Below are 26,996 nucleotides of genomic sequence, written 5' to 3' on the forward strand. Positions count from 1 at the left end.
CTCACACCATTCCGTCGAACTGTCCGCCGGCGGCGCCGGTGAGGTGCTGCTCGGCCATGGGGATCCACCGCCGGACCAGGTCGTCGTCGGTCGGGGCGATGGGCCGGGCGGCGGTGAAGTAGCGGACGTGGGGCGGCGCGTCGAGGCCGATTCGGTCCGCGCCGATGGTCGCGTCGCCGGTCACGGCACGCTGCAGCATCCCGGTGAAGACACCCGGTGGGCCGGTCTTGCGGGCCGCCCAGTCCGGATCCAGCGCCGGCCAGGGCTGTCCGGGGGGTCCGTGTGCGGCGAACGCCTGATGGGTGAGAGCGGTGAAGTCCTCAGCGATGCGTTGCAGCAGCGGCCGCAGGTCCGATGCGCGGTCGATCAGGCCATCACATGCGGCCAGGCCTTCGCTGAGGTCAGCCTCGAGCGACATCGGAAGGTCCTCGACCGACGGTCGGCAGGGTCATCCGCACCGATCCGGTGACCGGTTCGCCGTGACCGATGCGGCCGTGCATGCCGACGTTGGTGCGGAGCCGCTCGACGGCCTCGGTGTAGCGGTCCTGCAGCTGCTGGACGATCCCCGCGGTGGCGCCGGCCCGTTCGGGCATGTAGCCGCTGGCCCACTGCTGGGCGGCGCGGAGCGCCGCGGCGTTGCGGGCGAGATCGCCGAGAGTGATCCGGTCGGAGGCGGCAGCGCGCGGGTTGATCGGCCGGGTCGGGTCGAAGGCGCCGACGTCGGCGCCGACGTCGGCGGTTGCCCGGACGGCCACGGCGCCGGCCAGGTCGTCCTGGATGGCGTTGGCCCACGACGGGAGCAACGACCTGATGTCGTCGGGGGTCGGCGTCCAGGTCGCCATCGGCTACTCCTCGGGGTCGATGAGTGCCTGCTCGAGCAGCAGGGCGATCAGGTCGTCGCGTCCCCGTCCACCCGGATCGACACCGAGGTCGGTGGCGAACCGGGCCCACGCGTCGGTCGTGGCGCCCTTGCCCGAACGGGGCGGTTCCTGGCCGGCGGGTGACGGCCCATCGGCCGGCCCGTCTTCCGGCCCGTCCGACGGGACCGGCAGGCTGTCGGCCGGCATGTCGTCGTCGGGCAGGTCGAGGTCGGTCCAGGCCGCGGGGTTGGACACCAGGTCGGCGAGCGTGGCGTCGCCGACCTGGTGTGTGTCTGGGGTGCCGGCGTCCAGCTGCAGCCAGAAGCCGGGCCGGTCGGGGTCGGGCAGGCTGACGGATGTGGCGAGTACTCGCATCAGGCGGCGGGCCACAGGGTGGCAGTGAGGATCTTGCGGGGCTGCTTGATGACGGGCAGCGCGATCCCCGACACCTTGGTGTAGGTGGTGGACGTCAGGTCGTCCTTGAGGGTGACCGCGACGACACCGGGGGCGTCGTCGGCGTCGATGATCTGCCGTTCGGCCAGCTCCGCGGACTCCTCGGTGACACCCCACTGGGTCTCGCCGACACGGCGGGACGGGTCGGTCTCACCGGAGCCGGGCAGGTAGACCAGCTTGTTCTCCGCGATGACCCGCTGCAGGTTGCCGTCGGCGTCCTCGACCTGACGGTCGTACACCCGGATCGGCGGGAGCCCGTGGGAGCGGCGGAAGTCGTTGAGCTGGGAGGGGGTGACGATCGAGGGGACGGTCCCACCGACCGACAGCTGTTCGCGGACCGCAGCGTTGCGCAGCATCAGCGACAGCGCCTGGAAGGACGTGACGGCCTCGCCGGGGGCACCGCCGGCGGCGAGCCGGTAGGCGGCCAGCCAGCCGAGCTCCTCGGTGAGGATGTCGTTGCCGGTCACCGTCGTCCATGCGGTCGCGGCGGTCTTCTTCGATCCCGAGGGGACACCGAAGTCGATGGTGACGGTGACGCCGCCCTCGTCGATGACGACCTCGCCGGTGGACAGCGCCTCGCCGCGGAGCATCTCCACCCGGTTGGCGATCGCTGATGTGCCGAGCGCGGAGTCGGTGTAGACGCTGCGGCGGATGACGTCCAGCGCGCCGCCACGCATGCGACGCAGCCGGACACGTTCGGACTCCGTCAGCGGGTAGATCTCGCTGATGGGCGGCAGGCCGCCCCGACGCTCGGTGACGCCGGGCCGCTTGCCGACCTCCGGCGGAGCGTCGTAGGCACGGATGCGGGCGGCACGGTTGGAGCGCGACACCTCCGCGAAGCGGTAGTCGACGTCCTCGACCATCACGTTGGGCAGGTAGGCCTGGAGCTCGTTCTCGCCGAACTCCAGCTCACGGATGGTGGCGGTCAGGACATCGAGGGGGACCAGGTTGGTGACGAGGTTCACGGCGGATCAGCTCCTGTTGGCAGGGGGGTTGGTGGTTGGGGTTCCGCCGGGTCAGCGGTAGAGGACCTCGGACAGCTGCCGCTTGGCGGCGGCGTCCAGGCCGTGCCCGTCGGGCAGACGGGCCTCGTGGACGACGTAGGGGCCACGGATGACGACCGCGGGGATGTGCTTGCCGGCGGTCAGCCCGATGACGGTGGTCAGCAGGTGCCCGCGGGCGAGGTTGGTGTCGTCGTCGACGTCGGTGCCGCCGTCGGTGACCGCGGCGAGGACGGTGCCGCCGGTGGCGTCGGTGTCGTCGATGACCAGGTCGGGCGCGTCGACGCCGGCGTAGGGGCCGGCAACGAAGGTGACGGTGAACGGGCCGCCGGCGTCTCCGGTGACGGTGACGTCGCCGGCGTCGACGTTGGACAGCGCCTCCAGGGCAGCCAGGACCTGTGCGGCGGTGGTGGCGGCCACGATCGACACGCCGGCGTTGGTCTCGCCGTCCAGGGTGATGTCGACGGTCCCACCGGTGGCGGTGCGGGTGATCACCACCACCTCGTTGGGGTTGCCGGCGTAGGGGCCACCGAGCTCACCGACTGCGGCACCGATGACAACCCCGGAGGGGACGTGGCCGTCGGTGAAGTCGGTGAACAGGTCACCGTCGAGGGTGATGGTCTCCCTGGCGCCGTACATCAGCAGCTGGGACGACGCCCAGCTGCGGTCTTCGTCGGCGTAGGTCGTCTCGGAGACGGCGAAGTCGTTGGGGTCGGTGGTGGTCATGACGATGCTCCCTTGCAGGTGGATCGGGTTCGGGTGAGCGGGTCGGGGCGCGGGTCAGCGCAGCCCGGTGGTCTGTTCGATGAGCGCCAGGCCTTCCTTGACCTGCTCGCCGATGGGTGTGCGACGGGTCCGTCGGGCGCCACGGTTGGGCTGGCCACGCCGCTCGCGTTCACGTCCACGACGGCGACCGCGGTCGTCCCCGTCGTCGTCGTTGTTGCCACCACCGGCGGAGTCGATGAACTCGGGCACGTCCTCTATGGCGTCCTCGATGGCCTCGGCAAGGGCGTCCTCGTCGATGTCGCCGTCGGCATCCATCAGGTCCTCGTCGTCGAGGTCGACGTGGCGAAGGAACTGCTCGACGCGATCACGACGCACATCCGACTCGAGGGCCAGCGCCTTGGCCTCCGCCCGCAGGGCCCGCCGGTTGGCTCGGGCGATCCTGGTCCGCGACGTGCGGCGCTCCTGCCGGCGGCGTTCGTCGCCGTCGTCCTCGTCGTCGTCGTCCTCGTCGTCGTCGTTGTCGCCCTCCTGGGCGCGACGTCGGGCCTTGCGGGCCTTGCGTTCGGCCCGGCGACGACGGGTGCGTTCCCTGGCGAGGTCGGCCTCGAGCTCGGCGACACGGTTGTCCTCGTCGTCCCCGTCCTCCTCGTCGTCGTCCTCGTCGTCCTCGTCGTCGTCCTCGTCGTCGGTGTCGCCGCCGTCGGTGTCGAACAGGGCGAGGGTGAGCAGCGGCAGCACCGCGGCGGCTGGGCCGAGCAGGCGGGCGAGCAGCGTGAGCAGCAGACGGGTCATCGGGTCTCCGTGGGGTCATGCGGCCGGCGGCGGCGCCGGTACCGGGGTGGTCGGGCCGCGGCGTGGCGGCGTGGGAAGGTCCAGCCCGTCCTGGCGGTCGTCGCCGGCGAGGAGGTGGGCGTTGAGCTCGACGGCGTGGCGGATGGCCCGCTCGCCGAATCCGGCGCGGCGCATGGCCTCGTCCAGGGGGACGCCGGCGGTGTGGAACTTGCTGAAGGCGTCGGCGTCCTGGGAGTCCGCGCGGGTCTCGGTGTCTGCCCACGCGGTCCGCAGCGGTGCCCTGGCCAGGTCGGGGGACTCGATGGTGAGGGCCAGCTGCTGGAGGCGGGCCCACTGTGGCCCGAGGGCGCGTTCCTCGGCGGCCATGGCACGGACCAACGGGCCCTCCAGCGCCTTGAGCATCTCCGCGCCGACACCGGAGGTGCCACCGAGGTCGAAGTAGTGGATGGGCACCCTGGACAGGCCGCGGACGCCGGTGAGGATCTCCGCGCGGGTCTTGATGATCTCACCGAGGTTGCCGGGCTGGAGAGTCCCGAACTTGGTGTCCTTGTCCGGCGACACCCAGTTGCGGTCCCCACGCTTGTCGAAGGGGCGTGTGGGGTTGCCGTCCTCGTCGACGGGGTTGCCGTCCTTGTCGACGCGGATGATGGCGCCAGCGATGGTGTGGATCGGGATCGCGGAGAAGTTGCCGGCGATGACCAACTGGGCCATCGTGACGTCGTAGGCGTCGTGCAGGGGGGCGATGTCGTACAGGTCGGACTGCGGGTCCTTCAGCAGTCGTGCCCGGGTGGTGAGCTCCACCACGGGCACCAGGCCACCGAAGGGGTTGCGGCCGTCACGGCCGTTGACGTCGGTGCCGGGGGCGGGCCGCCAGCCCGACGCGATGCGGACGCTGGAGGGAACCCACAGCTCGCCGGCGAGCCGCTTGCCCCCGACGAACCGGTGGATCCCGTCGGGCAGATACAGCTCGCAGAAGCGTGTGCCGTCCCAGTCGTCCTCCCACACCTTCATGGCGGCGACGACGTCGTAGGGCGGCCAGGGGCGCCGCTCGACGACCATCTGGGTGGCGTCCTCGATCGACACGGTGGCACGGTCGTCGTCGTCGGGCCACACGACACCGAAGCTGACCGCCTTGATGGCTCGCTCGAGGTGGGCGATGCCGGCCATTTCGTCGAGCTGGTTGCGACGCCAGATGGCTGCGGCGGTGCGGGCCACCCTGTTGGCGTCCACGGCGTCGGCACCGTCGTCGTCGTCGACGGCGAACCCGTCGATGGCGAGTCGTTCCACCCGGGCGTCGACGACGATGCGGGACAGGTTGACCCGGACGCTGTCGAGCAGGCCGTTGAAGATGTCCCGGAAGTCGCGTTCGACCAGCAGGAGCCGCCGGTCGCCGGAGTAGAAGCTGTCGTGCAGCTCGGCGTGCTCGGCCTGGTCCCTCAGTCGTGGTTCGAGCTTGCGGATCCAGTCCGTGGGGGAGCGGGCCAGCAGGTCGTCGTCGTCCACCTGCGGGCCTCCTGCTCGTCGGTCGGTCAGTACGTGATCAGCACCGGGGCGTCGGCGCGGTTGCGGCCCCACGACTTCGGCGGCTTGGTGAGCGCCACCGCGCGGGCGGCGCGGGCGATGGCGGTGGACACCGCGGCGGTGTGCGGCTGGGCCCGGCCGGCGCGGACGAGGGTGGTGTAGCCCGACGCGGTGGACTTGCGGGCGTTGCCGATGTGGCGGGCGTGACGCTCGTCGACGTCGGCGGCGAACGTGACGCCGCGGAGCTCCTCCAGGAAGGCGTCGACGTGGGGGCCGAACTGGGCTGGCTTCTGGGTCTGCACCGCCAGGACCGGTCCGTCGCGGTAGGGCTTCCACCGTCTGGTCCAGCGCAGCAGCATCGACCGCCAGTGCGGCGGATCAACGGCGAGGATCGCCACCCGGTAGATCTCCATGGCGGCGCTGACGGCCCGGTCGACGACGTCCTCGCCGATCTCCCAGTCCTCTCCCGCCGATCCCTCGGGTCGTTCCCACAGGTTCTGCAGCCGGACCTTGCCGTCGTGCAATCGGCACACGACCAGTGCGGCAGCGTCGTCGCGGCGGCCGTGCCATCCCAGCACGACCTTGTCGCCGGCGCTGACGGGGTCTGCCTTGCGTTCGAACACGGCCGTCCAGCGGTCCTTGGTGCAGGGCTGGTCGGCCGATTCCGCCCACAGGCCGGTGTACCAGCGGATCCATTCCGCCAGGTCCACCGTCGGGTCATCGGCGTCGTCCAGAAGGCCCTCGACGTCGATCCAGTCGGCATCACCGCGGGCCTGCAGCAGCGCGTCGCGGCGGCCGCGGCGAGTGGACACGTCGTGGGTGCCGTCGGAGGCGCGGACGTCGACCAGGGCGGTGGGGGAGGGCTTGCGGGCCTCCTCTGCGACCGACCCGCCGCCGGGGGATCCGGCGTTGGCCAGGTCCAGCCGCAGCCCGGAGCGCTTGGCGGCCTGTCGGGTGGCCTCCTCGGCCAGCTTGGTCAGGTCGTGGGTGGTCCACGACTCGGTCTGGTCGAGCATGACCAGGTCGGCGCCGTCACCGATCTTGGACTTCATGCGGGAGGACTGGGGGCTGAACTCCCCCGACCCGTCAGCGGTGGCGATGCGGTCCATCGTCACGTCGAAGCGGCTGGCGATGTCGGATCCCAGGGCCATGCCGCGGGCCGGCTTGAACATGAAATCGGCCTGATCCTCCGACACCGCGTAGGCCAGCACACGCGCCGAGCGGATCGGGACGCCGACGGGGTCGCCGTAGCTGTCCAGCCCGTCGTACCGCCACGGCCCGGCGAGGGCGGCCAGACCCAGGGCGCCGGCCAGCGGGCTCTTCATCCACTGCTTGATCCGCTCCAGGTGTGCGCGGCGCCACCGCCACCGCACGCCGACACCCCACGGTCCCGGGTCGCCGTCGGGCAGGACCTGCAGCTCCAGGAGTCGGCAGACGAACGCCCGATGCTCCACCGGAAGGACGAACGGGTCACCCTCGATCGGGCCCGGTCCGTGGACCAGGTGGTCCTCCATCCAGTCGATGACGACCGGGCCCAGGGTGGGCGGCAGCTCCTCCTCGCTCACGTCCTGCCACCCTCGATCGGTCGCAACCGGCGGGGATCGTCACCGCGCTGGCGGGACCGGCCGGCCGCCTCGGCCCGGCGGGCCTCGTCCGGCCCGCGCTCATCACCCGTGTCGGGCATCGCCCACCGCAGCGTCCGCCGCGACTTGGGGGTCAGGCCGTAGTGCTGCATCCAGTGGCGGAGCTCCTTGAGGCTGTCCAGGTCCCCCCGGAGCCAGTCGTCAAGCAGCACCGCGATCGACACCAGCTGGTAGTAGTCCGAGGCGTCCCACTCGTGCGCCATCGGCGATCGCCACCAGCGCGCCCACGCGTCCCGGGTGGCCTTCAACCAGCCACGCCCGTTGGGGCGGGGCAGCGTCGGCACCTCATCGGTCCCGCGTGGCAGATCCACCCATGCCGACTCGCGATTGCGCCGCACCGGGTTGCGTTTGCCCTCCGGTCCAGGCACGTCCACCTCCTCAGATTGGCGACAGGTCCCCCAGCCGCCGAAGCCGGCTGGTTCACGGACGATCCGGGCCCCCCAAGCAGGCTTCGGCGGACTCCCGAACCCGTACAACCTCCCGATGGTCTGGCGAGTCACTCCCCAGACGAGGACCCGCTCCCCCCACCCCCCCGTCTGCGGCGATGCTGTGTCGCGCGGCGGTGACAGGTCGAGCAGAGGTGCTGGAGGTTGGCCCAGTCGTGGCCGTGCGGGCCGAGCGGACCGAGGCCGTCGACGTGGTCGACCTCGCGCGGCTGCACCGTGCAGCTGCCGGCCGGATGGTCGCAGCGGTCATAGCCTCCGCACTCGCAGTCCGGGTGGGCAGCGGCGTAGGCGTTGCGCGTCCGCGTCCAGTGGTGGTCATACCCCAGCTCGGTGGCGGTGGGGCCGGTGTTGCGCCGGCGTCGCCGACGCGGGCAGACCTCGTCGGCCTGGTGGACGTCACCGCAGCCGCAGAGACGAGGCAGCTGCATCAGGGGACGCTGTCGATGACCTCGTCGACGGTGAACCGTGTGCCGAGCCAGCCCTCGAGACCTTCGCGAAACCCGGCAGTCGGCAGCTCGAGTGTGGGGGCGATGATGCCAGCCAGGCGGTCGACCATTGCTTCGACCTGCGTGCGGATCACCTCGCGCATCGGTGCGGATCCATGCGCGTCCAGAAGCTCGTCGACGTAGCTGGTCAGGGGGTGGTGGAGGATGTGCAGCAGCTCGTGGACCAGCGTGTTGCGCTGGGCCTCGGCGGTGTAGTCCGACCAGTCCGCCGCGATGTGCAGCTCGGCGTACCAGGTGGCGTAGGTGACATCGATATGGGCAGTGGCGCCGTCCCTCGCCGCCGCAGGCCGGACGTCAATCGTCCACCGCTCCAACCCGAGCTCCTGCATCAGGTAAGGCAGGTAGGTCCGCAGCACCTGCTGCGCATCGGGTTGCAGGTGACGCATGGCTCGGTACTCCTCAGGTGACCATCGGCCACAGCGTTTGAAGGCTGACCGCGGCCAGGACCACGAGAAGGGCCAGGACAGCGGTCAGCCGGTGCTCCAGCAGCAGGCGTCGTGTGCGCCGCTGGGTCCGCACCTCTTGATGCAGGCGGGTCATTCGGTGGGGCCGACGTAGCTGAGGACCAGCTGCTCGTTCTCCACTCGGGCTGCTTCGATCTGCTCCTCGGTCAGGTAGCCGAGCTCGAGTGCCTTGGTCTGGCTGAAGCGTCGGGCCGAGCGTCGCGCGCAGGCGATGGTGCGCCGGTACAGGGCGGTGCCCTTCTTCTGGAAGCGCCGTCGGAGCACGCGCTTTGCGTCCTCGAACTCCTTCACGCGCGCGGGCAGCTGCTCGCGGTGGAACCGTTCGAAGATGTCTGCGGCTTCAGCGTCGGTCATGGCCCCTCCGGGGGAAGACGAGGGGATGGGCTACCCAACCGAGTATGCGGGAGGCATACGACATCACGATGTCGCTGCTGCCGCAGGGGTGGTGCCGGTGGGCCTGGGCGGTCGAGTGGCCACACTGACAATCTGCACTCTGCCGCGGTCGGACACGGGCTGCAACAATTCGGGTTCCAGCCCTGTTGGTATCCGTCGAGCAGGAATAGCGTGCGTCGCATGAAGTCGACGGTGCGTCTGCACCTTCAGGTGGTTCGCTTTCCGGGCGGCGACCGGGGCCCGACGCTGCTGTGTGATTTGCTGGTTGACGGGTTCCCTCGCGAGACGGCCTTCTGCGTTTCTGTCTCCCGTGAGCCGGTCGGGTTCGGCCACAGTCTTCATGGGTTGCTGTCCGGAACGAACCCCACGTTCCGTTTTCCCCAGGACTGGCACCCCTCCGACGCCCTGAAGGCTGGCCGCTATACCGTCCGCGGCACCGTCCATGCCCCGCACGGCGTGCTGGAGTCCAGCCAGTCCATCCTGATCGATGAGTCAGACCTTGACTGATCCGGACTGGAGGAAGGCGGGAACTCAGCGGTCATCGCTGAGAAATCGTCGGCGTTGCAGCTCGATCAGGTCCATCGGGCGTGGCCGTCCTTCGTGGGTGCGTTCGTACTCGCGGCAGGTGTCGCAGACCTGCCCGACGCGCACCTCCTTGACGTCGCAGTGTGTGCACCACATGTCTACCGCGCACCGGCCGTAGAACGACTCGCCGTCCGCCGGACGGGTGCATCCGCGGGTCCTGCAGGTCATCCGTCATCTCCGCGTCGGGCGAACTCCTCGGCCCGGGCCCGGGCCCGGTCGTTGAGACGGGCGGTCTTGACCGCGCTCGCAACGCTGGACTTGCCCCAACGTGCGGCGCGGCCGGCGGTGGGGATGCCATCGGCGTTGAGCGCGTCGGCGATCGCCTGGTAGGACCGGCCGGCGCCGCGCAGCCCCACGATGCGGGCGAGGACGTCATCTGGGATGGCCGATGGGCGACCCAGCCGGTGACCCTCGGCGGCCTTGCGTGCCAGGGCCGTGATTGTGCGGTCGGCGATCTGTCGACGTTCCCACTGGGCAAGCGCGGCCATGATCGTGGCGAGCAGCTCGCCGGCGGGTGTGGAGGTGTCGATGCCGACGTCGAGGGCGACCAGATGCCAGCCCTGTCTACGGGACTGCTCCATCAGTCCCGCGAAGTCAACGACCGAGCGGGTCAGCCGGTCGAGCTTGCACACCACCAGCGTCCCGGTGCCGGCGGCCTCCAACTCCGTCAGGGCCTCGGCGATCGCCGGACGCTTGAGCGTCTTTCCCGAATGGCCCTGGTCGACCCGGATCTGAAGGTCATCGATGCCGCGGCTGACAGCCCACGCGTGCAGACGGTCGCGCTGCGCGTCGATCGAGATCTCCTGCTCGTCCGTGGACACACGGGCATACCCCAATCGTGGACGAGGGGGGGCGTCCAACATCTACCCGTCCACGATCGCTGTGAGGATGATGTAGCCGCCTTCTCGCGGGCCGCTGGAAGCTCGCAGACGCTCGTCCAGCCACTCGTCGATCAGCTGTGGATCCGCGCCGATCTCTCGAAGCCGGGCGACCTCGGAATTGCACACCGCGATCCACTCTCGGCGGGTCCCGACACGGGCGTCGATGTGCACCGTCGGGCTGTCGTCCACGAAAGGTGCGTCCGGGGTACGGGATCCGGTCGAATCACGCACGCTGCAGCGCCTCTGGAGATACCGCACGACCGTCCACGAAGTAGGCCAGGACCGGCAGGTGCTGCAGCGCCGCCACGGTGGCCGCCACGACGTCGTCATCGACGAGGCGGGCCAGCCCGTCGGGCGGATGGGCGGCGACGGCAAGCGTCACGCCCAGGTCGCGCAGCTGGGCGACCCTGCACAGGCCGGCGACATCGGCGGGGGAGACCAGCCGACGGGACCCCGATCCCTCTGCGGGGACGGTGAGGGTGATCAGGCCGGTCGTGGCCCAGTGGTCCAGCTGCCGGTAGGTGACGCCGGCCAGGCCGGCCGCTGCACGCGCCGCGTACAGCGGCACCGGCTCCCGGTCAGGTTCGTTCATGACGGGTCGTCCTTCGATGGGTGGGGCTGCGGCCTGGGGAAGGGAGGTCGCAACCCGATGACGGGGCCGCCGGCACGTTCGGCCGGCGTGGGGAAGTAGCCCAGATGGGCCCACTCCAGGAACTCGGGAGACACCAGCCGGTGATGCCGGGCGATGCGGACGGCCTTCTGGTAGTTCCGCATGCCCAGCGGAGCCAGCCGGCGGCGGCACGGTGGCGGTTGACGACGTCGAGCACCTGCTGGCGGGTCACGCGAGCCTCCTGAGCCGGGCGCGGACGTGGGAGCGGATCTGGCTGCCACGGGAGGGCGTGATGCCGTGACGTCGGCTGGCTTCGTCCAGCGTCTCGTCGCGCCAGACGGCCAACAGCAGGTCACGCTCGCGTGACGTCAGGCCGGCCAGGCTGTCGGCCAGCTCGCCGGCGTCCTCGTCGGCCACGACCTGCTGCTCCGGGCCCGCCCCCGTCGACACGACGTCGCGGGTGAGCTCGACGGCCTGGAGGCGCCGTGGGTCGTCGGGCTGTCGTCCGGTGATGGATCGGCTGACGTCGATGATCCGGCGTCGGCCGATGGTCACCTGCAGTGCGACATCGGTGGCGCCGCTGCGCCAGATGGCCACGGCGGCCTCCTGCGCCAGGTCCTCCGGGTCGACCCCCGGCAGCCGACGGGCCATCCGGTGGGCGAGCGCCCACACCGCGCCGGGCAGCATCACGGGTCACCCGCCGTCAGGTACTGCATCTCGCGGACACGATGGGCGATCCATACCTCTCGTCGATGGCGGATGGAGACCAGGTCGCAGACCTCCTTGCACTCGCCGCGGTCGTGGGCGCGCAGGTGCAGGGTGTGCACGGCGATGCGCTTGTCGATCTCCACGATCCGCGCGCGGATCTGCCGTCCGACGTTCATCGCTGACCACCCCGACGTGCAGGCCGTGTCGGCGATCGTCTCGTGCCGCGGCCGCCGGTCGGCGGGTGGGGGGCGGCCCGCAGCAGCCGGGCATGGGCGAGGCCCGCCTGGGTGCAGGCCTCGCCGAGCTGGGCGAGCACGTCGCGGGTCACTTCCGGATCGGCGATCGCCGGTCGCAGGTCCACCAGCTCGCGCAGGCACCAGCGTGCCGTGCGGACCAGCGCCGCAGGAGACCGTTCGACTCCGGCGACGTCGTCGAGGAGGACCTTGGCCTTCGCCCACCGCCACCGCTCGCCGGCGGCGCAGGCGATCAGGGCCACCTCGCATCGTTGCAGGTGTCCCGTTGCCATCCGGTAGTTGTCCAGCGCGCCGGACTCGCCGACGGCCAGCGACGGGCTGGCCGTCGGCTGGGTCTTGCTGGACGGCTCGGCCGACGTGCCCCGGTAGGGCCACCAGGCGTTCTCGTGTGCCCGACCGGCAAGGCCGTCGGCGATCTCCGCGAGAAGACGCAGCGCATCGGCGACCCTGACGTCCAGGACGACGTCGGGCCCCGGCACGGTCAACCGGCCCGGTCGATGGCCTGCCGCCGCGCGGCCGCGGTCAACGCCGCGCTGGACCCCGCCGGCAGGTTCTCCCAGCCCGACGCTGCCGGACGGGGTGGCAGACGACGTCGTCCACCCGACGCGTGGTACGCACGGTTCATCAGTAGGTAGGTGCGGACCAGCCGGGTCAGGATCTCCTGCATGACGGGGGCGGCGCGGCGCAGGTCATGACGGCGGCTGCGGGCCACCACCGTGCGCAGCCCCTCACAGATCCGCTCCAGGCCGAGGCGGACCCCATCACCCTTGGGATAGCGGCCGCCAGCACCGAACCGCTTGTAGGCGCCGTCCCACGAGCCGATCAGCTCCGCCAGCAACCGATCGACGGTGAGCAGATCATCACACACCCGCATCCACCGCTCACGGCCCCCCGGCGACGTGTCGTGGGAGGCCCAGATGGCCAACCGACCCATCTCGCACTGCGTCCCGAAGGCAGAAGCGCGGTCGAGGCGATCGACCAGCCGACTGAGGTCGTCTCTGCTGATCGGCGTGGTCTCGACATCCGTCGGGGCCACGCCAGCTCCCTAACTCACCGGGCTCCGCACACCAGACAGACTACACGTCCGTAACTCCCGGGACGTCGAATCCGGGGCGACTCGCCGGGCAGGCGGCGGCGGAGACAGGGGCAAGCCAACGGCCTCCTCGATCAGTCGAGGAGGCCGTGGCCGAGGTGATTCTGAGGTTGGCTCTCCAGTTGGCTCCCGTGGGCCGGTCACCAACGCGCTGACCAGCCAATTCTCCTCAAATGTCGTAGTACAGCTCGAACTCGTGCGGGGTGGGGCGCAGCCGGTTCGGGGTGACCTCGGCCCGCATCTTGAAGTCGATGTGGGTCTCGATGAGGTCCTCGGTGAAGACGCCGCCCTCGAGCAGGAACTCGTGGTCGTCCTCCAGCGCAGCCAGGGCCTGGTCGAGGCTGGCGGGCACCGACGGCAGGTCCGCAAGGGCCTCCGGGCCGAGCTCGTAGATGTCCTTGTCCACCGGGTCCGGCGGCTCGATCTTGTTCTTGACCCCGTCGAGGCCAGCCATCAGCAGCGCCGAGAACGCCAGGTAGGGGTTGCACGACGGGTCGGGCACGCGGAACTCCACGCGCTTGGCCTTCGGGCTCTTGGAGATCAGCGGGATGCGGCAGGCCGCCGAACGGTTCCGCTGGCTGTACACGAGGTTGATCGGGGCCTCGTAGCCGGGGACCAGCCGCTTGTAGCTGTTGGTCGTCGGGTTGGTGAAGGCCAGCACCGCCGGGGCGTGGTGCAGCAGGCCGCCGATGTAGTGGCGGGCCATCTCCGACAGGCCGGCGTAGCCGGTCTCGTCGTAGAACAGCGGCTCCCCGTCCTTCCAGAGCGACATGTGGGTGTGCATGCCCGAGCCGTTGTCCATGAAGATCGGCTTGGGCATGAACGTCGCGGTCTTGCCGTTGCGCAGGGCCACGTTCTTGACGATGTACTTGAACAGCATGACCTGGTCGGCGCACTGCGCGAGCGGCGCGAACCGGAAGTCGATCTCGGCCTGCCCGGCGGTGCCCACCTCGTGGTGCTGCAGCTCGACCTCGATGCCGGCCCGCTCCAGCTCCACGACCATCTCCGAGCGGAGGTCGGTCATGTGGTCCATCGGGGGCAGCGGGAAGTAACCCTGCTTGTGGCGGATCTTGTGGCCCAGGTTCGGGCCCTCGTCCTTGCCGGTGTTCCACGCGGCCTCGACGGAGTCGATGGCGTAGAACGATCCCTTGGGTTCGGAGATGAAGCGGATGTCGTCGAAGACGAAGAACTCCGCCTCGGGGCCGACGTAGCAGGTGTCGGCGATCCCGGTCGACTGCAGGTAGGCCTCGGCCTTCTGCGCGATGTAGCGGGGGTCACGGCTGTAGCTCTCGCCGGTGAGCGGGTCGCGCACGAAGCAGTTGAGGATCAGCGTGGGGTGCTGGCGGAAGGTGTCGACGACCGCCGTGCTGGGGTCGGGCACCAGCAGCATGTCGGATTCCTGGATCTCCTGGAATCCGCGGACCGAGGAGCCGTCGAAGCCGAGGCCGTCCTCGAACACCTCGCGGGTTACCTGGTGCGCCGGCGTCGTGTAGTGCTGCATCAGACCGGGCAGGTCGATGAAGCGGAAGTCGACGAACTGGATGCCCTCGTCGTTGATCTTGTTCAGGACGTCTTCTGGACTACCCAACGGTGGTCTCCCTTGCTCGGTCAGCTCTGGGTGGGGGGTGGTGCTCGCTCAACACGCGTTGACACCCCGAGCGGCGAACCTATCGAACCCGGGGTCACGGTCGCATGACCTGTTCGTTTCTACCGTGTTACGCGCGTCCGTTGCGACTCGACGGCAACGGGCGGGTGGCACTTACCCGACGCCCGGGACACGGAAACGCCCCGGCCGGAGCCGGGGCGTTGGGGAGTTCTGGGGGATACCGGGTCGGTCAGACGCGGTGCTCGGTGTGGACGACCTGACCACCATCGGCGGTGCGGTGGACCTCCTGGAGGGTCTCCCGGCGACGGCTGGGACGGTTGCTGGCCCACATCGCCAGGCCGATCAGCCCACCTATCACGCCGGCGGCCATGAGGATCTGGCCGATGACGACCAGGTCGAGCCCGGCGACGTCGACCTCGACGCCGAACGCCAGGATCGCACCGATGACGAACAGGACGATTGCGCTTCCGATGGCCATGACACTTGCCTCCTTGCCGGGCCGATGCCCGGGACGGTGATATGGAGGAAGGCATGCCCCGCGTGACGTACTTCAACCCCGTCCGGCGGAACTAGTCGCCCGGCGCCGGGGGAACGGGGTCCTCCGGCGGTGAGGTGTCCACGGGGTGGGCGGCCGCGGGTTCCATGGCGGCAGCGGGCACACCGGCCGCCGGCACGTCCTGCTTGATCCAGATCGTGCGCTGGGGGAACGGGATCTCGATGCCGGCGTCGTCGAAGGCCGTCTTCAGGCGACGACGGAACTCGCGGTTGACCTTCCACTGCGAGGCCGGACGGGTCTTCATGACAAGGCGCAGGACGACCTCGTTGGGGCCGAACTGCTGGACACCCCACAGCTCCGGCTCCTCGAGGATCTCCGAGGCCCATTCGTCGTCGACGGCCATGCCGTGGGCGACCTCGGTGAGCACCGCCGAGGCGTGGTCCAGGTCGGTGTCGTAGGAGACACCGATGTCCAGCAACGACCGAGACCACAGCTGCGACATGTTGCCGACCCGGCTGATCTCGCCGTTGGGGACGTGCCACACGGTGCCCTCGACGTCGCGCAGGCGCGTGACGCGCAGGCTGATGGCCTCCACGACACCGGTTGCCTCACCGACGTTGACGACGTCGCCGATGCCGTACTGGTCCTCCAGCAGCATGAAGGTGCCGGAGAGGAAGTCCTTGACCAGCGACTGGGCACCGAAGCCCAGCGCCACGCCGACCACACCGGCACCGGCGACGAGCGGCCCGATGTTGATGTCCAGCTGCCCGAGGATGATGAAGACCGCGATCATCCAGACCACGAAGGCCACGATCGATCCGACCACGCCGCCGATGGTGTCGGCCCGCTGTCGCGACCGTTCCTCGGTGACCTTGCGTTCCTCCACGGTCAGGCCATCGACCATCCCCGGGGCGCGCTTGGCGATGCGCCCGATGGCCTCCTGGCTCTCGTTGGCCGTGCGTCGCACCGCCCCGGCGATCAACCGCCGAGCCACCCGCGCGGTGATGGCGGCCGCGATCAGGATCAGGAGGATCGACAGGAGCACGGGGATGACTTGGCCGAGCAGGTTCGCGAGCGTGTCGTTCCCCGTTGCGTCGAGGACCCACTTGCAGATCACGTTGTCCTCACCACAACGGAAGTTGTCCGCGACCGTCTCGAGGTCGACCGGTGTGGGGGTGGGCGATGGCGTCTGGGCCAGCCACGGGAAGAACAGGGCAGGGATGGGGGAAAGGAAGCTCATCTCGTTCCGACTCTTGCACGCTGGGTGGCCCGCAAACGTCAGGACCCGTCCGATCGTGACATTCCCTGCCGATCAGCAGGCATCCTGCGCGCCGACCGGGACGGCTCCGCCTTCGCGGCCCCGACCTTTCGTATCCTGCGCCCCAATCCAGCTTCCTTCCCCAGGGGGATCCCCGTGCGTCTCGTGACCCGTCCACTCGTCCTTCTGCTCGCGTTGCTGCTCGGCATCCCGTTCGCCGCCGCACAGGAAGGAGGAGGAGAGGCGCCAGAGGACGCCGGGGACATCGTGATCGCCGGCCCCGACGGGGTACAGGCTGCCGCCCAGCTGAGCCAGGCAACCTCCAGCGAGGCGACGACCCGGGTGATGCTGGCCTCCGACGCGACCTTCGCCGACGCGCTCGCGTCGGCGATCCTCCAGCAGGACGGCCCCCTCCTGCTCGTCCCGCCGACCCTGCCCCTCCCGGGTGAGGTCATCGGCGAGCTCGAACGCCTCGCGCCCGCCGAGGTGACCCTGCTCGGCGGCGAGTCGGCCATCGGCCAGGACGTGGAGGAGGAGCTGCAGCGCATCGGCTTCGCGACCAACCGCATCGCCGGCGCAACCCGATTCGAGACCGCCACGGCGATCGCCCGCACCCGCCCCAACGCCGTGACGGCGCTGCTGGTCCGCGCGTTCGACGCCGCCGGTGGTGACGGCACCGGCGCCTGGGCCGACAGCGTCGCCGCCGGCGCCCTGTCAACCCAGCTCGGCCTCCCCATCCTCCTGACCGCCAGCGACGAGCTCAGCGGCCCGACCGCGGACTACCTGAACAGCAGCGGCATCCAGACGGTGATCATCATCGGCGGGACCAGCGCGGTGTCCACGGGCATCGAGCAGCAGCTGCGGGCGGCGGACTTCATCGTCAGCCGTGCCGCCGGGGAAACCCGGTTCGAGACCGCGCTCGACATCGCTCGCGTCCGCCGCCTGGCCCCCAGCCGAGCCGTGCTGATCGACGGCGTCGGCGAGGACGGCTGGCAGGGTGGGCTGGCCGCGGCCCGCCACGCCGCGCTCGAGGGCGCCCCGATCCTTCCCGTGACCGACGAGGCGATCCCCGCCACGATCCAGGCCTACCTCGACCAGGTCCAGCCGTCCACGCTGACGTGCGTGGAGGTGCAGCTGGACCTCTGCCGCGGCGGTGGCGAGGGGGAGGGCGGCGGTTCGGCCGTCGTCACCTTCAACCCCCCGACCGGCTCGGCGATCCGTGCCGGTGAGCCGATCGTCGTCGGCGTCGACGACCCCGAACGTTCCCTGGACGGGACCGTGTCGGTGTCCTCCAACTGCACGGTCGTCGGTTTCCCGAGCCCCCCGCAGTTCGTGACCGAGGGCAGCGTGAACTTCGGCCTGACGGTGGCCCCGGAGGAACCGGGCGGCGATCAGCCCCGACCCAGCGGCGCCGTGCCGGTGCAGCCGAGCGCCGGGAACCCCCAGCCCCAGCCCGGTGCGACGGCCCAGCCCGTCGAGGAGAACGAGCCGACGCCGGTGGACTACCCGCTGTCCTGCGAGGTCACGACGACCCTCGGGACCGCCGATGGCGGCGAGCAGGTCGACCGCAGCGTCTACACCGTCGTCGACCTCCGGCCGCGGATCCGCGTGTCCTCCTTCCCCCTCGTGGAAGGTGCCACCGTCGCCTTCACCGATGTCACCGGTGGCCCCGTCGACACGTGGTCGTGGGACTTCGCCGACGGGGGGACCAGCAGCGAGCAGCATCCCGACCACGTCTTCGACGACATGGGGTGCTACCCCGTCGAGCTCGGGGTGACGTCCTCGCTGCAGCACTGGTTCGACGGCTCGAGGTTCGCCGAGACCGAGACGCGCCTGATCGGCATCGCACCCGCCGACGCCGACCTGGCCCACGTCGAGATGTACGTCGTCGAGGGCTTCGTCCCCGTCCCCGGTGCAGTGGTGCGCATGTTCGACCTCGACGGCAACGAGGTGGCCTCGGCCACCGCCGGCAGCGATGCCGTGGCGGTCTTCAACGACGGTGGTGCCTCGAGCCTCTCCGGCGTCGACTACGGGACGTACGTCTTCACCGTCGACGGTGAGGACGGGGTGACCGTGCAGACCGTGGCGCCCGGCCAGACGGTGTGTCCGGGCATCCAGATCGGCGAGATCGGCGACCTGACCGTCAACGCCCAGACCGACTCCGCCGACCCGGCCCCGATCCCCGGCGCCACCGTCGAGATCACGCGGGACGGCTTCACCTTCGGTGGCACGACCGACGACAACGGCAGCTTCACCCTGACCGACCTGCCGGTCGGCACCTACACCGTCGAGGTGCGCGCCCAGGGCTTCGTGACCGAGACCCTGACCGCCCTCGTCGAAGCCGACGCAAGCACGACGCTCGAGGTGGCGATGACCCGCAACTGACCGGCACGGACTGCCCGGTCAGCGTTGCCCGGGCAGGCGTTGCCCGGGCGGTGGGCGTCAGGCGGTCGGACGGCTCCAGGCGCCGGCGTTGATCGCCTGGTCGCCGGCCATGAAGCTGGACCGCACCAGCGGGCCCGCCTCGACGTGGTCGAAGCCGAGCTCGCGGCCGTACTCGCGGTAGCGGTCGTACTCGTCGGGGGCGGCGTAGCGCTGCAGGGCGAGGTGCTTGTGGGTGGGCTGCAGGTACTGGCCGATGGTCAGGATCTGGCAGCCGGCGTCGGCGAGGTCACGCATGGCCTCGCGAACCTCCTCCTCCGTCTCACCCATGCCGAGGATGAGGTTGGACTTGCGGGCGATCTCCGGGGCCCAGTCACGGGTCCTGCGCAGGACGTCCAGCGACCCCTCGTAGGTGAACGCGGGGCGGGTGTGGCGGAAGACCCGGCGCACCGTCTCCAGGTTGTGGGCCAGGACCTCCGGACGGGCGGAGATGACCTCGCGGAGCGCCGCCTCGTCTCCCCGGAAGTCCGGGATCAGCAGCTCGACGCCGCACCCGGGCACCTGCTGGTGGATCTGGCGGGCGGTCTCGGCGTACAGCCACGCACCGCCGTCGGGCAGGTCGTCGCGGGCCACGCCGGTGACGACCGCGAAGTGCAGCCCCATCTCGGCGACGGTCTCGGCCACCCGGCGGGGTTCGTCGCGGTCGTAGCCCTTGGGCTTGCCCGTCGCGATCTGGCAGAAGCCGCAGCGGCGGGTGCAGTCCTCACCACCGATGAGGAACGACGCCTCGCGCTGCTCCCAGCACTGGTGGATGTTGGGGCAGGCCGCTTCCTCGCAGACGGTGTTCAGGGACGCGCCCCGCATCGTCTTCTTCAGCTCCCGGTAGTTGGGGCCGGCGAGGGGGATGTGGCGCTTCATCCACTCGGGCTTGCGCTGGGCCACGGACGGCGCGCCGACGATCGTCAGCCGTCGCGCATCGGCCGGGATGGATGTGGCGGACTGGGGCGAGGTGTCGATGGTGCTCACGGAGCATCGAGTGTAGGCGTCGCGTCCACGGTTGCGTGCAGTCCGAGCTCAGCCGGCCGGACTGCCCGGGGTGTGCGTCGGAGGTGGTGCGCCAGCGCGGCGGTGAGGTCCCGCGCGACGTCCTCGGTGGATGCCTGCACGCCGAGGGCCGAGAGGGACGTGACGCCGCCGTCGGTGATGCCGCACGGCACGATGCCTGCGAAGTCGGCGAGGTCGGGCTCGACGTTCAGCGCGACCCCGTGCTTGGTCACCCGGTTGGTCACCCGCACGCCCACGGCCGCGATCTTGTCGGTCCCCACCCACACACCCGGGTAGCCCTCCCGGCGATCCGCCCGGATCCCGTGCACGCCGACGGTGTCGACGATGGCGTCCTCCAGGGAGGTGACGTAGCGGCGGGCCCCCAGCGCCTGGTCCAGCCGCACGATCGGGTAGGCCACCACCTGACCGGGGCCGTGGTACGTCACGTCGCCGCCGCGGTCGATGCGGACCACCGGGATCCCCGGGCGAAGGCCCGTCACGTGGGCCTCCACGTCCGCATGGCGACCGGCGGTGTACACGGGTGGATGGCTCAGCATCAGCAGGACGTCGTCGATGAGCCCCTGACGGCGCGCGTCGACCAGCTGGTCCTGCCACCCGAGGGCCACGCGGTAGTCGACCTCTCCGGCCCACACCGTCAGCATCACCGCATCGTGCATGTCGCCCATGATGCCCGGGTCCGCAACCGCCCCGGATCCCGCAGGAACACGCGGCCCTTGGTCAATCGGAGGCATCGCCGGATGGTCCGGGATGACTACGTACGCTGCGCGGCGGATGCGTCGGATCCCCCGAAAGCTCAACCCTGCGGCGGATGGTTGGATGCGTGGCACGGCCGCACGGTTGTTCCATGCCCACGACGAGCCCCGCGCCGACCGCCGCCCACGACGAGCTGATCACGACCTACCTGCCCCTCGTCGGGTACGCGGTCAACAGCCTGGCGTCCCGGATTCCCCGGCACGTGCCGCGCGAGGACCTGATGTCGGCCGGCATGCTGGGGCTGACCCAGGCGGCGCAGGCCTACGACGCCTCGACCGGTGTGCCCTTCGACCGCTTCGCCCGCGTCCGCATCAAGGGTGCCCTGCTGGACGAGCTGCGCTCCCGGGACTGGGCGTCCCGTTCCGTGCGTCGCAACGCCCGACGGATGCAGGCTGCCAAGGACGTCGTCATCGCCCGCGAGGGTCGTGCGCCGAGCCTGGAGGAGACCGCCGCGGAGATGGGCGTCAGCATGGACGAGGCACGCCGCCTGGTCGACGACGTGCATCGCGGGACCGTCCTCAACTACGAGTCGTTGACCGTCGACGGCGTCGACGAGGTCCTGCCGGCCCACGAGGCCACCCCTGAGCACCAGGTGCTCGACCGCGAGCGCCAGGCGATCCTCCTCGACGCGATCGCCGAGCTGCCGGACCGCCTCCAGACCGTCATCAACGCCTACTTCTTCGAGGAGCGGCCCATGGCCGACATCGCCGACGATCTGGGCGTGACGGAGTCGCGGATCAGCCAGATGCGTGGCGAGGCCTTCGAGATGATCCGGGTCGCCATGACCATGACGCTGGACAGCACCCCCGCCCCGGAGGAGGACCGCCCCAACGGTCGCGCCGCCCGCCGTCGCGCCGGCTACTACGCCGCGGTCGCCACCGCCTCGACCGTCGGCCAGCGGCTGGACCGCGTGCCGGCCATGGCCGCCTAGACCCACCCACCCGCGGCCCACTGGGCCGGGACCAGACCCCCCGACGCGACGCCGCCCCCTGCGAGGGGGGCGGCGTCGTGATGTGTGCGGCGTGGTGGTCGGAGGGCGCCCGAGCTACCCGCCGATCTCCTGCGTCCAGTCGGTCTCCTCGAGGACCCGCTTGACGTCGGTGACGAAGCGTGCGGCGTCGGCACCGTCGAGCAGGCGGTGGTCGTAGGTCAGCGACATGTACATCATCTGCCGGATGCCGATGGACTCGGTGCCGTCGGGACCGGTGACGACGGCCGGGCGCTTGGCGATGGCGCCGACACCCAGGATCGCGACCTCGGGGTAGTTCAGGATCGGTGTGTCGATCAGCACCCCACGGCTGCCCGTGTTGGTCAGCGTGAACGTGCCGCCCTCGATGTCGGCGAAGTCGATCCGCTTGCCGTTCTCGCCACGCGCCTTCTGCGCCGCCTCGTTGATGCCGCGGGCGAGGCCGGCCACGGTGAGGGAGTCGGCACCCTTGACGTTGGGGACCAGCAGGCCCTTGGGGGTGTCCACGGCGATGCCGAGGTTCACGTAGTCCCGCAGGTACAGCTTGCCGTTGTCCCAGTCGGCGTAGGCGTTGACCATCGGGTGGTCACGGACGGCGATGATGGCCGCGCGGGCAACCATGGCGAACGGCGACAGCGACACGCCCTCGCGGGCCCTGAAGCCGTCCTTCGCCTTGGCACGGGCGTTCATCAGCGCGGTGACGTCGGCTTCCTGGACCGTGGTCAGCTGCGCTGCCTTGGCCTGGGACTCCAGCATCTTCTCCGCGATCCGCTGGCGGATGCGCGACAGGTCCTCGACGCGCTCGCGTTCGCCGGCGGCCCGAGCGGGCTGGGTCGGGGCGGGGGCGGGCTTGGACGCCGGGGCGCTGGGCGCGGGCTCGGGGGCGCTGGCCGCCGGTGCGGGGCTGCTCGCCGCCTGGGGTGCCGATCCGCCGCCGGAGCCGATGGCCGCCTCCACGTCCTCGCGGGTCACGCGGCCGCCCTGGCCGGAACCGCTGAGGGAGGACAGGTCGACGTCGTTGTCGGCGGCGAGGCGACGCACCAGCGGCGAGGCGAGCGTGTCCGGACCGGCGGGTGTGCCGCTGTTGCTGGACGGGGCGGCCGCAGCCGGCTCGCTGGAGGAGGACTCGGTGCTGGCCGGCGCGGACTGCGCGGGCTCAGCGGACGCGCTGCTGCCGCCGCCGCTGCCACCCAGGCGGGCCACGACGGTGCCGACGTCCACGGTCTCGTCGACGTCCACCAGGATCTCGGTGATGGTGCCGGCCGCAGGGGAGGGGACCTCGGTGTCGATCTTGTCGCTGGACAGCTCGAACAGCGGCTGGTCGACCTCGACGGTGTCGCCGACGGACACGAGCCAGCCGGTGATGGTGCCCTCGGTCACGGACTCGCCGAGCTCGGGCAGGATGACGTCGGTCGCCGGGCCGGCGTCGCTGGCGGCGTCGGACGCACGGGCGCCTGCGTCGCCCTCCGCGACGGGCTCCGGCTCCTGTGCGGGGGCCTCGGCCTCGGGCTCCGGTTCGGGTTCGGCCTGCGCGGCCGGCGCGTCGTCCCCAGAACCTGCGCCGCCGCCTGCGGCTTCGCTCTCCTCACCGATGCGGGCCACGACCGTGCCGACCTCGACGGTTTCGTCGACCTCGACCAGGATCTCGGTCACGGTGCCCGCCGTGGGGGAGGGGACCTCGGTGTCGATCTTGTCGCTGGACAGCTCGAACAGCGGCTGGTCCGCCTCGACGGTGTCGCCGACCGACACCAGCCACGCCGTGATCGTGCCTTCGGTGACGGACTCTCCGAGCTGCGGCAGCTCGACATCAGTGGCCATCGTGTGTGCCTCTCAGTTCTTCGGTGGGGATGTGCTGGAGTATGGGGTGTGGCGTGGAGACGTGGGTGGCTCAGCCGTGAAGGGCCCGGCCGGCGAGCGCCATGTGGGCTTCGCCAACGGCCTCCGACAGCGTGGGGTGCGGGTGGATGAACTCGGCGACGTCGGTCGGCAGGGCCTCCCAGTTGTAGATCATCTGCCCCTCGGCGATCAGGTCGGTGGCGTGGGGGCCGACGATGTGGACGCCGAGCACCTTCCCGCCACCCTTGGCGGCGAGCACCTTCACGTGTCCGGAGCCACCCTGCATCATCGCGCGCGCGTTGTGGCTGAAGGGGAACTTCTTGGCGTCGAACTCGATGCCCTCCTCCTTCAGCTCCTGCTCGGTGTAGCCGACCGCGCCGATCTCGGGCGTGCAGTAGTAGACCTTGGGCACGCCGCGATAGTCGATGGGCGTGACCGGTTCGCCGGCGACCTGGTTGGCGACGAGCATCCCCTCCATGAAGCTGGCGTGGGCCAGGCCCAGGGTCGGGATGACGTCACCGATGGCGTACACGACGCCACCGTCACCGAAGGTCACGCCGGTCCGGCAGTACTCGTCGACGGTGATGAACCCACGGTCGAGGGTGACGCCGGTCGCCTCGATGTTCATGCCGTCGGTCACGGGGCCACGGCCGATGGCGAGCATCAGCAGGTCACCCTCGACGGTCTTGCCGGACTTGGTGGTCACCGTCACGGTGCCGTCGCCCTTCTCGACCTTCTCCACGAACTCGCCGGTCATCGCCGTGATGCCGTTCTTCTTCAGCTCGCGCTTGAGGGTCTTCTGGGTGTCGATGTCCTCCAGCGGCACGACGGCGTCCATCGCCTCGATGATGGTCACCTCGTCGGCGCCGTAGCCGTTCCAGACGGTGGCGAACTCCACGCCGACCGCCGAGGCCCCGAGGACGATCGGACGCGAGGGGACGCGCTCCATGTACATCGCCTCGTCGGAGGTGATGACCAGCTCGCCGTCGACCTCGGCGAAGGGGAGGGTCTTGGGACGCGATCCCGTGGCCAGGACGAAGGCCTTGGTGGCCTCGACGTCCACCGATCCGCCGTCGGTCTCCACGCTGATCGTGTTGGGGCCGGTCAGGGTGCCGTGCCCGTTGAAGGTGGTGACGCCACGCCCCTTGAGGGTGGCCTGCAGCCCCTTCCAGTTGGCGTCGACGATGCCGTTCTTGTAGCCGATGACCTTGTCGATGTCGACGCCGTCGAAGGCGGACTTCACACCCAGGTCCGGGCCGTGCTTGGCGTGCTCGGCGACCTCCGCGGCATGCAGGAACGCCTTGGTCGGGATGCAGCCCCAGTGCAGGCACGTCCCGCCGACCTTGGCCTTCTCCACCAGGGCAACCGACAGGCCCAGGCCCGCCGCCCGCAGGGCGCAGGAGTAGCCGCCGGTGCCGCCGCCGAGGACGACTACGTCAAACGTTTCAGCCATGAGAGGAACCGCTCACTTCGTGGGAGATGCAGACAGGAGGTCGACCGCGACCCGCGCGGTCGGGGCGGATCGTAGCGGTCGTCGGCCAGCGGTACAGTCCCGCCTGATGACGACCGATACCCCCACCGACGTCCAGACCCCCCTGCGCCGCTCGCCGCTGCACGACCGCCATGTCGCCGCCGGCGCACGCATGGCGGAGTTCGCCGGCTGGGAGATGCCGATCGACTACGGCTCGGTGGTCGCCGAGCACGAGGCCGTTCGGGGGGCGGGCGGCATGTTCGACCTGACCCACCTCGGCACGGTGGCCGTCACCGGTCCCGGTGCCGAGCAGGTGATCCAGCGGTCCTTCACCAACGACGTGACGGCCCTGGAACCCGGCCGGTCCCACTACACCCTCTGCCTCGATGCGGACGCGGGGATCATCGACGACCTGCTGGTGTACCGCCTCGAGGACTGGTTCCTCGTCGTCCCCAACGCCGCCAACACCGCCGCCGTGACCGCCCGCCTGCTGGACCAGTCGAGGGTCCACGACGACGACGTCACGATCACGGTCGCCTCGTTGGCCTGTGTCGCGGTCCAGGGGCCGAACGCCGTGGCCATGCTGGCGGCCGCCATGCCGGCCGCGTTCGGTGAAGGGGCCCCCGCCCCCGGCGACCTGGCCTACCTGGACTGCGTGTCCCTCGGTGAGGCGCAGGTCCTGTCGCGGTCCGGTTACACCGGCGAGGTCGGCTTCGAGGTGTTCTGCACCGGTGACCGGGCTGGGCTGCTGTGGGACGCGCTGGCCAACGGCGGGGTCACCCCCGCCGGGCTCGGCTGCCGTGACACCCTTCGCCTGGAGATGGGGTACCCCCTGCACGGCAACGACATCTCCACCGACCACACCCCCGTCGAGGCCCGGCTGAACTGGGCGGTCAAGCCCGGGACGGGCTTCGTCGGCGAGGACGCCTACGTGGCCGCCAAGGCGGCCGGTGCGACGCAGCGCCTGATGGGGTTGGTCGCCGAAGGACGTCGTCCCCCTCGCGCCGGTGACGCTGTGATGCTGGACGGCCAGCAGGTCGGCACCATGACCTCCGGCAGCTTCTCGCCAGTGAAGAAGGTCGGCATCGGCATGGCCTACCTCGACATCGACCTCGAACCCGGCACCGCGGTGGAGGTCGACGTGCGCGGCCGACCGGTTGCCGCCGAGGTCGTCCGGCCCCCGTTCGTGGAGGCACGCACCAAGTGAGCGCCCTTCCCGACGGCGAGGCCGTCCGCATCGGCGGGGCCGACGTCCCGCCCGGCGCCCGGGTGGACATCCGCCTGAGCGTCAGCGAGAGCTACACGGGCGATCGGCTGTCCATCCCGATCACGGTGATCAACGGCGAGCACCCCGGCCCGTCGATGTTCGTCACCGCGGCGGTGCACGGCGACGAGCTGAACGGCATCGGCGTGGTCCGTGAGCTGATGACGACGCTGGAACCCAACGAGATCAACGGGGTCCTGATCCTCGTGCCGGTCGTCAACGTGCTGGGCCTGCCGCTGCACTCCCGGTACCTGCCGGACCGTCGCGACCTGAACCGGGCCTTCCCCGGGTCCTCGGAGGGATCGATGGCCTCGCGGCTGGCCAACACCATCACCACCCAGGTGCTGGACGTCTGCGACATCGGGGTCGACCTGCACACCGCCGCGACCGGCCGGGCGAACCTGCCGCAGATCCGGGCCAACTTCGACACCGCGGAGTCCCTGGAGTACGCCCGGGCGTTCGCCCCGCCCATCCTCGTCGACGCGCCGCACCGGGTCGGGTCGCTGCGCTGGGCCGGCGCCGAACGCGGGGTCCCCGTCCTGACCTACGAGGCCGGCGAGGCGCTGCGCTTCGAGGAGTCCGCCATCGGCATCGGCGTGGCCGGTGTGCGCCGGCTGATGGCCCACCTCGGCATGCTGACATGGGACGAGGCGGACTCCGACGGCACGCCGCTGGAAGCCGACGAGACCCACTGGGTCCGTGCCGACCGCGGGGGCATCATGAACCTCGAGGTGGGTCTGGGTGACTCGGTGTCGGTGGGCCAGCCCCTGTGGACGGTGTCCTCGCCCTTCGGTCGGGACCGCAAGCCGATGGAGTCGCCGTGGGAAGGTGTCGTCATCGGCGCCAGCACCATCCCGCTGGTCAACCCCGGTGACGCCGTGGTGCACATCGCCGTGCCGGGCGGCGAGGGCGAGTTCGACGAGGACGTCGACGTCGAGTCGTTCCTGTAGGCGTTCCCCGCA

Annotated in this window: 33 protein-coding genes; 5 read left to right on the forward strand and 28 right to left on the reverse strand. The window is 70.6% G+C overall.

Annotation, left to right across the window (positions count from 1 at the left end; translation table 11 throughout):
* Position 1 precedes the first annotated feature (1 nt).
* From CUC05_RS05865 to CUC05_RS05915, 13 genes are read right to left on the reverse strand one after another with little or no spacing between them, the layout of a single operon-like run.
* A complete protein-coding gene (locus tag CUC05_RS05865) occupies positions 2 to 418 on the reverse strand; it encodes a phage virion morphogenesis family protein (RefSeq protein ID WP_108665151.1) in 417 nt (138 codons plus the stop codon).
* Positions 402 to 842 (reverse strand): hypothetical protein, encoded by a 441-nt coding sequence (locus CUC05_RS05870; RefSeq protein WP_108665152.1) that lies wholly within the window; start codon positions 840 to 842, stop codon positions 402 to 404. Before CUC05_RS05870 ends, CUC05_RS05865 begins: the two co-directional genes overlap by 17 nt.
* A gap of 3 nt (positions 843 to 845) precedes the next feature.
* The gene (locus CUC05_RS05875) at positions 846 to 1,235 is read right to left on the reverse strand and encodes a hypothetical protein (RefSeq protein ID WP_157965265.1); all 390 of its coding nucleotides are present in this window, start codon (positions 1,233 to 1,235) and stop codon (positions 846 to 848) included.
* On the reverse strand, positions 1,235 to 2,278 hold the full coding sequence (locus CUC05_RS05880) for a major capsid protein (protein ID WP_108665154.1): 1,044 nt from the start codon (positions 2,276 to 2,278) through the stop codon (positions 1,235 to 1,237). The genes CUC05_RS05875 and CUC05_RS05880 overlap by 1 nt, the downstream gene beginning before the upstream one ends.
* Before the next feature lie 51 nt (positions 2,279 to 2,329).
* A complete protein-coding gene (locus CUC05_RS05885) occupies positions 2,330 to 3,040 on the reverse strand; it encodes a hypothetical protein (protein WP_108665155.1) in 711 nt (236 codons plus the stop codon).
* Positions 3,041 to 3,094: 54 nt separating this feature from the next.
* Positions 3,095 to 3,832, reverse strand: coding sequence for a hypothetical protein (locus tag CUC05_RS05890; protein ID WP_108665156.1), 738 nt, complete (start codon positions 3,830 to 3,832; stop codon positions 3,095 to 3,097).
* A 15-nt stretch (positions 3,833 to 3,847) separates the two neighbouring features.
* Positions 3,848 to 5,335, reverse strand: a complete 1,488-nt coding sequence (locus CUC05_RS05895) for a phage portal protein (RefSeq protein ID WP_157965266.1) — start codon at positions 5,333 to 5,335, stop codon at positions 3,848 to 3,850.
* A 26-nt stretch (positions 5,336 to 5,361) separates the two neighbouring features.
* Positions 5,362 to 6,918, reverse strand: coding sequence for a hypothetical protein (locus tag CUC05_RS24520; RefSeq protein ID WP_157965267.1), 1,557 nt, complete (start codon positions 6,916 to 6,918; stop codon positions 5,362 to 5,364).
* A complete protein-coding gene (locus CUC05_RS05900; protein WP_476702724.1) occupies positions 6,915 to 7,496 on the reverse strand; it encodes a phage terminase small subunit in 582 nt (193 codons plus the stop codon). The genes CUC05_RS24520 and CUC05_RS05900 overlap by 4 nt, the downstream gene beginning before the upstream one ends.
* Positions 7,493 to 7,870: a hypothetical protein gene (locus tag CUC05_RS05905; protein WP_108665159.1), complete on the reverse strand. Its 378-nt coding sequence runs from the start codon at positions 7,868 to 7,870 to the stop codon at positions 7,493 to 7,495. The genes CUC05_RS05900 and CUC05_RS05905 overlap by 4 nt, the downstream gene beginning before the upstream one ends.
* Positions 7,870 to 8,334 (reverse strand): hypothetical protein, encoded by a 465-nt coding sequence (locus CUC05_RS05910; protein WP_108665160.1) that lies wholly within the window; start codon positions 8,332 to 8,334, stop codon positions 7,870 to 7,872. The genes CUC05_RS05905 and CUC05_RS05910 overlap by 1 nt, the downstream gene beginning before the upstream one ends.
* Before the next feature lie 13 nt (positions 8,335 to 8,347).
* Complete coding sequence (locus CUC05_RS24525) at positions 8,348 to 8,488, reverse strand: hypothetical protein (RefSeq protein ID WP_157965269.1); 141 nt, start codon at positions 8,486 to 8,488, stop codon at positions 8,348 to 8,350.
* Entirely contained in the window at positions 8,485 to 8,766 is a 282-nt protein-coding gene (locus CUC05_RS05915) for a hypothetical protein (protein WP_108665161.1), read from the reverse strand. Before CUC05_RS05915 ends, CUC05_RS24525 begins: the two co-directional genes overlap by 4 nt.
* A 219-nt stretch (positions 8,767 to 8,985) precedes the next feature.
* Here CUC05_RS05915 and CUC05_RS05920 point away from each other — a divergent pair, with 219 nt between their 5' ends.
* Positions 8,986 to 9,312, forward strand: a complete 327-nt coding sequence (locus CUC05_RS05920) for a hypothetical protein (protein WP_108665162.1) — start codon at positions 8,986 to 8,988, stop codon at positions 9,310 to 9,312.
* A gap of 242 nt (positions 9,313 to 9,554) precedes the next feature.
* Here CUC05_RS05920 and CUC05_RS05930 read toward each other — a convergent pair whose 3' ends face one another.
* The 11 genes from CUC05_RS05930 to CUC05_RS25090 form a co-directional block, all read right to left on the reverse strand.
* A complete protein-coding gene (locus CUC05_RS05930; protein ID WP_108665164.1) occupies positions 9,555 to 10,253 on the reverse strand; it encodes a recombinase family protein in 699 nt (232 codons plus the stop codon).
* Positions 10,254 to 10,460, reverse strand: coding sequence for a hypothetical protein (locus tag CUC05_RS05935; RefSeq protein WP_108665165.1), 207 nt, complete (start codon positions 10,458 to 10,460; stop codon positions 10,254 to 10,256). It lies immediately after the preceding gene.
* Between the two features lie 34 nt (positions 10,461 to 10,494).
* On the reverse strand, positions 10,495 to 10,863 hold the full coding sequence (locus tag CUC05_RS25820; RefSeq protein WP_108665166.1) for a MerR family transcriptional regulator: 369 nt from the start codon (positions 10,861 to 10,863) through the stop codon (positions 10,495 to 10,497).
* On the reverse strand, positions 10,860 to 11,045 hold the full coding sequence (locus tag CUC05_RS05945) for a hypothetical protein (protein ID WP_108665167.1): 186 nt from the start codon (positions 11,043 to 11,045) through the stop codon (positions 10,860 to 10,862). The genes CUC05_RS25820 and CUC05_RS05945 overlap by 4 nt, the downstream gene beginning before the upstream one ends.
* 64 nt (positions 11,046 to 11,109) lie before the next feature.
* The gene (locus CUC05_RS05950; protein WP_108665168.1) at positions 11,110 to 11,571 is read right to left on the reverse strand and encodes a sigma-70 family RNA polymerase sigma factor; all 462 of its coding nucleotides are present in this window, start codon (positions 11,569 to 11,571) and stop codon (positions 11,110 to 11,112) included.
* Complete coding sequence (locus CUC05_RS05955) at positions 11,568 to 11,765, reverse strand: hypothetical protein (RefSeq protein ID WP_108665169.1); 198 nt, start codon at positions 11,763 to 11,765, stop codon at positions 11,568 to 11,570. The genes CUC05_RS05950 and CUC05_RS05955 overlap by 4 nt, the downstream gene beginning before the upstream one ends.
* The gene (locus CUC05_RS05960) at positions 11,762 to 12,328 is read right to left on the reverse strand and encodes a hypothetical protein (protein ID WP_157965271.1); all 567 of its coding nucleotides are present in this window, start codon (positions 12,326 to 12,328) and stop codon (positions 11,762 to 11,764) included. Before CUC05_RS05960 ends, CUC05_RS05955 begins: the two co-directional genes overlap by 4 nt.
* On the reverse strand, positions 12,325 to 12,879 hold the full coding sequence (locus CUC05_RS05965) for a hypothetical protein (protein WP_108665171.1): 555 nt from the start codon (positions 12,877 to 12,879) through the stop codon (positions 12,325 to 12,327). The genes CUC05_RS05960 and CUC05_RS05965 overlap by 4 nt, the downstream gene beginning before the upstream one ends.
* A gap of 226 nt (positions 12,880 to 13,105) precedes the next feature.
* Positions 13,106 to 14,524, reverse strand: a complete 1,419-nt coding sequence (gene glnA, locus CUC05_RS05970) for a type I glutamate--ammonia ligase (protein ID WP_108665172.1) — start codon at positions 14,522 to 14,524, stop codon at positions 13,106 to 13,108.
* Positions 14,525 to 14,771: 247 nt separating this feature from the next.
* Positions 14,772 to 15,020, reverse strand: a complete 249-nt coding sequence (locus tag CUC05_RS05975) for a DUF6458 family protein (RefSeq protein ID WP_108665173.1) — start codon at positions 15,018 to 15,020, stop codon at positions 14,772 to 14,774.
* Between the two features lie 91 nt (positions 15,021 to 15,111).
* Entirely contained in the window at positions 15,112 to 16,278 is a 1,167-nt protein-coding gene (locus tag CUC05_RS25090; RefSeq protein ID WP_108665401.1) for a mechanosensitive ion channel family protein, read from the reverse strand.
* A gap of 183 nt (positions 16,279 to 16,461) precedes the next feature.
* Here CUC05_RS25090 and CUC05_RS05985 point away from each other — a divergent pair, with 183 nt between their 5' ends.
* Positions 16,462 to 18,681 carry a cell wall-binding repeat-containing protein gene (locus CUC05_RS05985; protein WP_170127929.1) on the forward strand — a complete coding sequence of 740 codons (2,220 nt, stop codon included), beginning with the start codon at positions 16,462 to 16,464 and terminating at the stop codon, positions 18,679 to 18,681.
* A 57-nt stretch (positions 18,682 to 18,738) separates the two neighbouring features.
* Here CUC05_RS05985 and lipA read toward each other — a convergent pair whose 3' ends face one another.
* Positions 18,739 to 19,695, reverse strand: coding sequence for a lipoyl synthase (gene lipA, locus CUC05_RS05990; protein ID WP_108665402.1), 957 nt, complete (start codon positions 19,693 to 19,695; stop codon positions 18,739 to 18,741).
* Positions 19,696 to 19,700: 5 nt separating this feature from the next.
* Positions 19,701 to 20,399, reverse strand: a complete 699-nt coding sequence (lipB, locus tag CUC05_RS05995) for a lipoyl(octanoyl) transferase LipB (RefSeq protein ID WP_157965273.1) — start codon at positions 20,397 to 20,399, stop codon at positions 19,701 to 19,703.
* 188 nt (positions 20,400 to 20,587) lie between these two features.
* Between lipB and CUC05_RS06000 the strand changes: the two genes are divergently transcribed.
* Complete coding sequence (locus CUC05_RS06000; RefSeq protein WP_157965274.1) at positions 20,588 to 21,427, forward strand: sigma-70 family RNA polymerase sigma factor; 840 nt, start codon at positions 20,588 to 20,590, stop codon at positions 21,425 to 21,427.
* Positions 21,428 to 21,541: 114 nt separating this feature from the next.
* Here CUC05_RS06000 and sucB read toward each other — a convergent pair whose 3' ends face one another.
* Together sucB and lpdA are read right to left on the reverse strand one after the other, a co-directional pair.
* Positions 21,542 to 23,281, reverse strand: coding sequence for a 2-oxoglutarate dehydrogenase, E2 component, dihydrolipoamide succinyltransferase (sucB, locus tag CUC05_RS06005; RefSeq protein WP_108665177.1), 1,740 nt, complete (start codon positions 23,279 to 23,281; stop codon positions 21,542 to 21,544).
* A gap of 70 nt (positions 23,282 to 23,351) precedes the next feature.
* The gene (gene lpdA, locus CUC05_RS06010) at positions 23,352 to 24,752 is read right to left on the reverse strand and encodes a dihydrolipoyl dehydrogenase (protein ID WP_108665178.1); all 1,401 of its coding nucleotides are present in this window, start codon (positions 24,750 to 24,752) and stop codon (positions 23,352 to 23,354) included.
* Positions 24,753 to 24,858: 106 nt separating this feature from the next.
* Between lpdA and gcvT the strand changes: the two genes are divergently transcribed.
* Positions 24,859 to 25,977: a glycine cleavage system aminomethyltransferase GcvT gene (gene gcvT / locus CUC05_RS06015; RefSeq protein WP_108665179.1), complete on the forward strand. Its 1,119-nt coding sequence runs from the start codon at positions 24,859 to 24,861 to the stop codon at positions 25,975 to 25,977.
* Positions 25,974 to 26,984, forward strand: a complete 1,011-nt coding sequence (locus CUC05_RS06020) for a succinylglutamate desuccinylase/aspartoacylase family protein (RefSeq protein ID WP_205712149.1) — start codon at positions 25,974 to 25,976, stop codon at positions 26,982 to 26,984. The genes gcvT and CUC05_RS06020 overlap by 4 nt, the downstream gene beginning before the upstream one ends.
* Positions 26,985 to 26,996 lie beyond the last annotated feature (12 nt).

Source organism: Euzebya rosea (genome assembly GCF_003073135.1).
In the GTDB taxonomy this organism is placed as follows: Bacteria; Actinomycetota; Nitriliruptoria; order Euzebyales; family Euzebyaceae; genus Euzebya; species Euzebya rosea.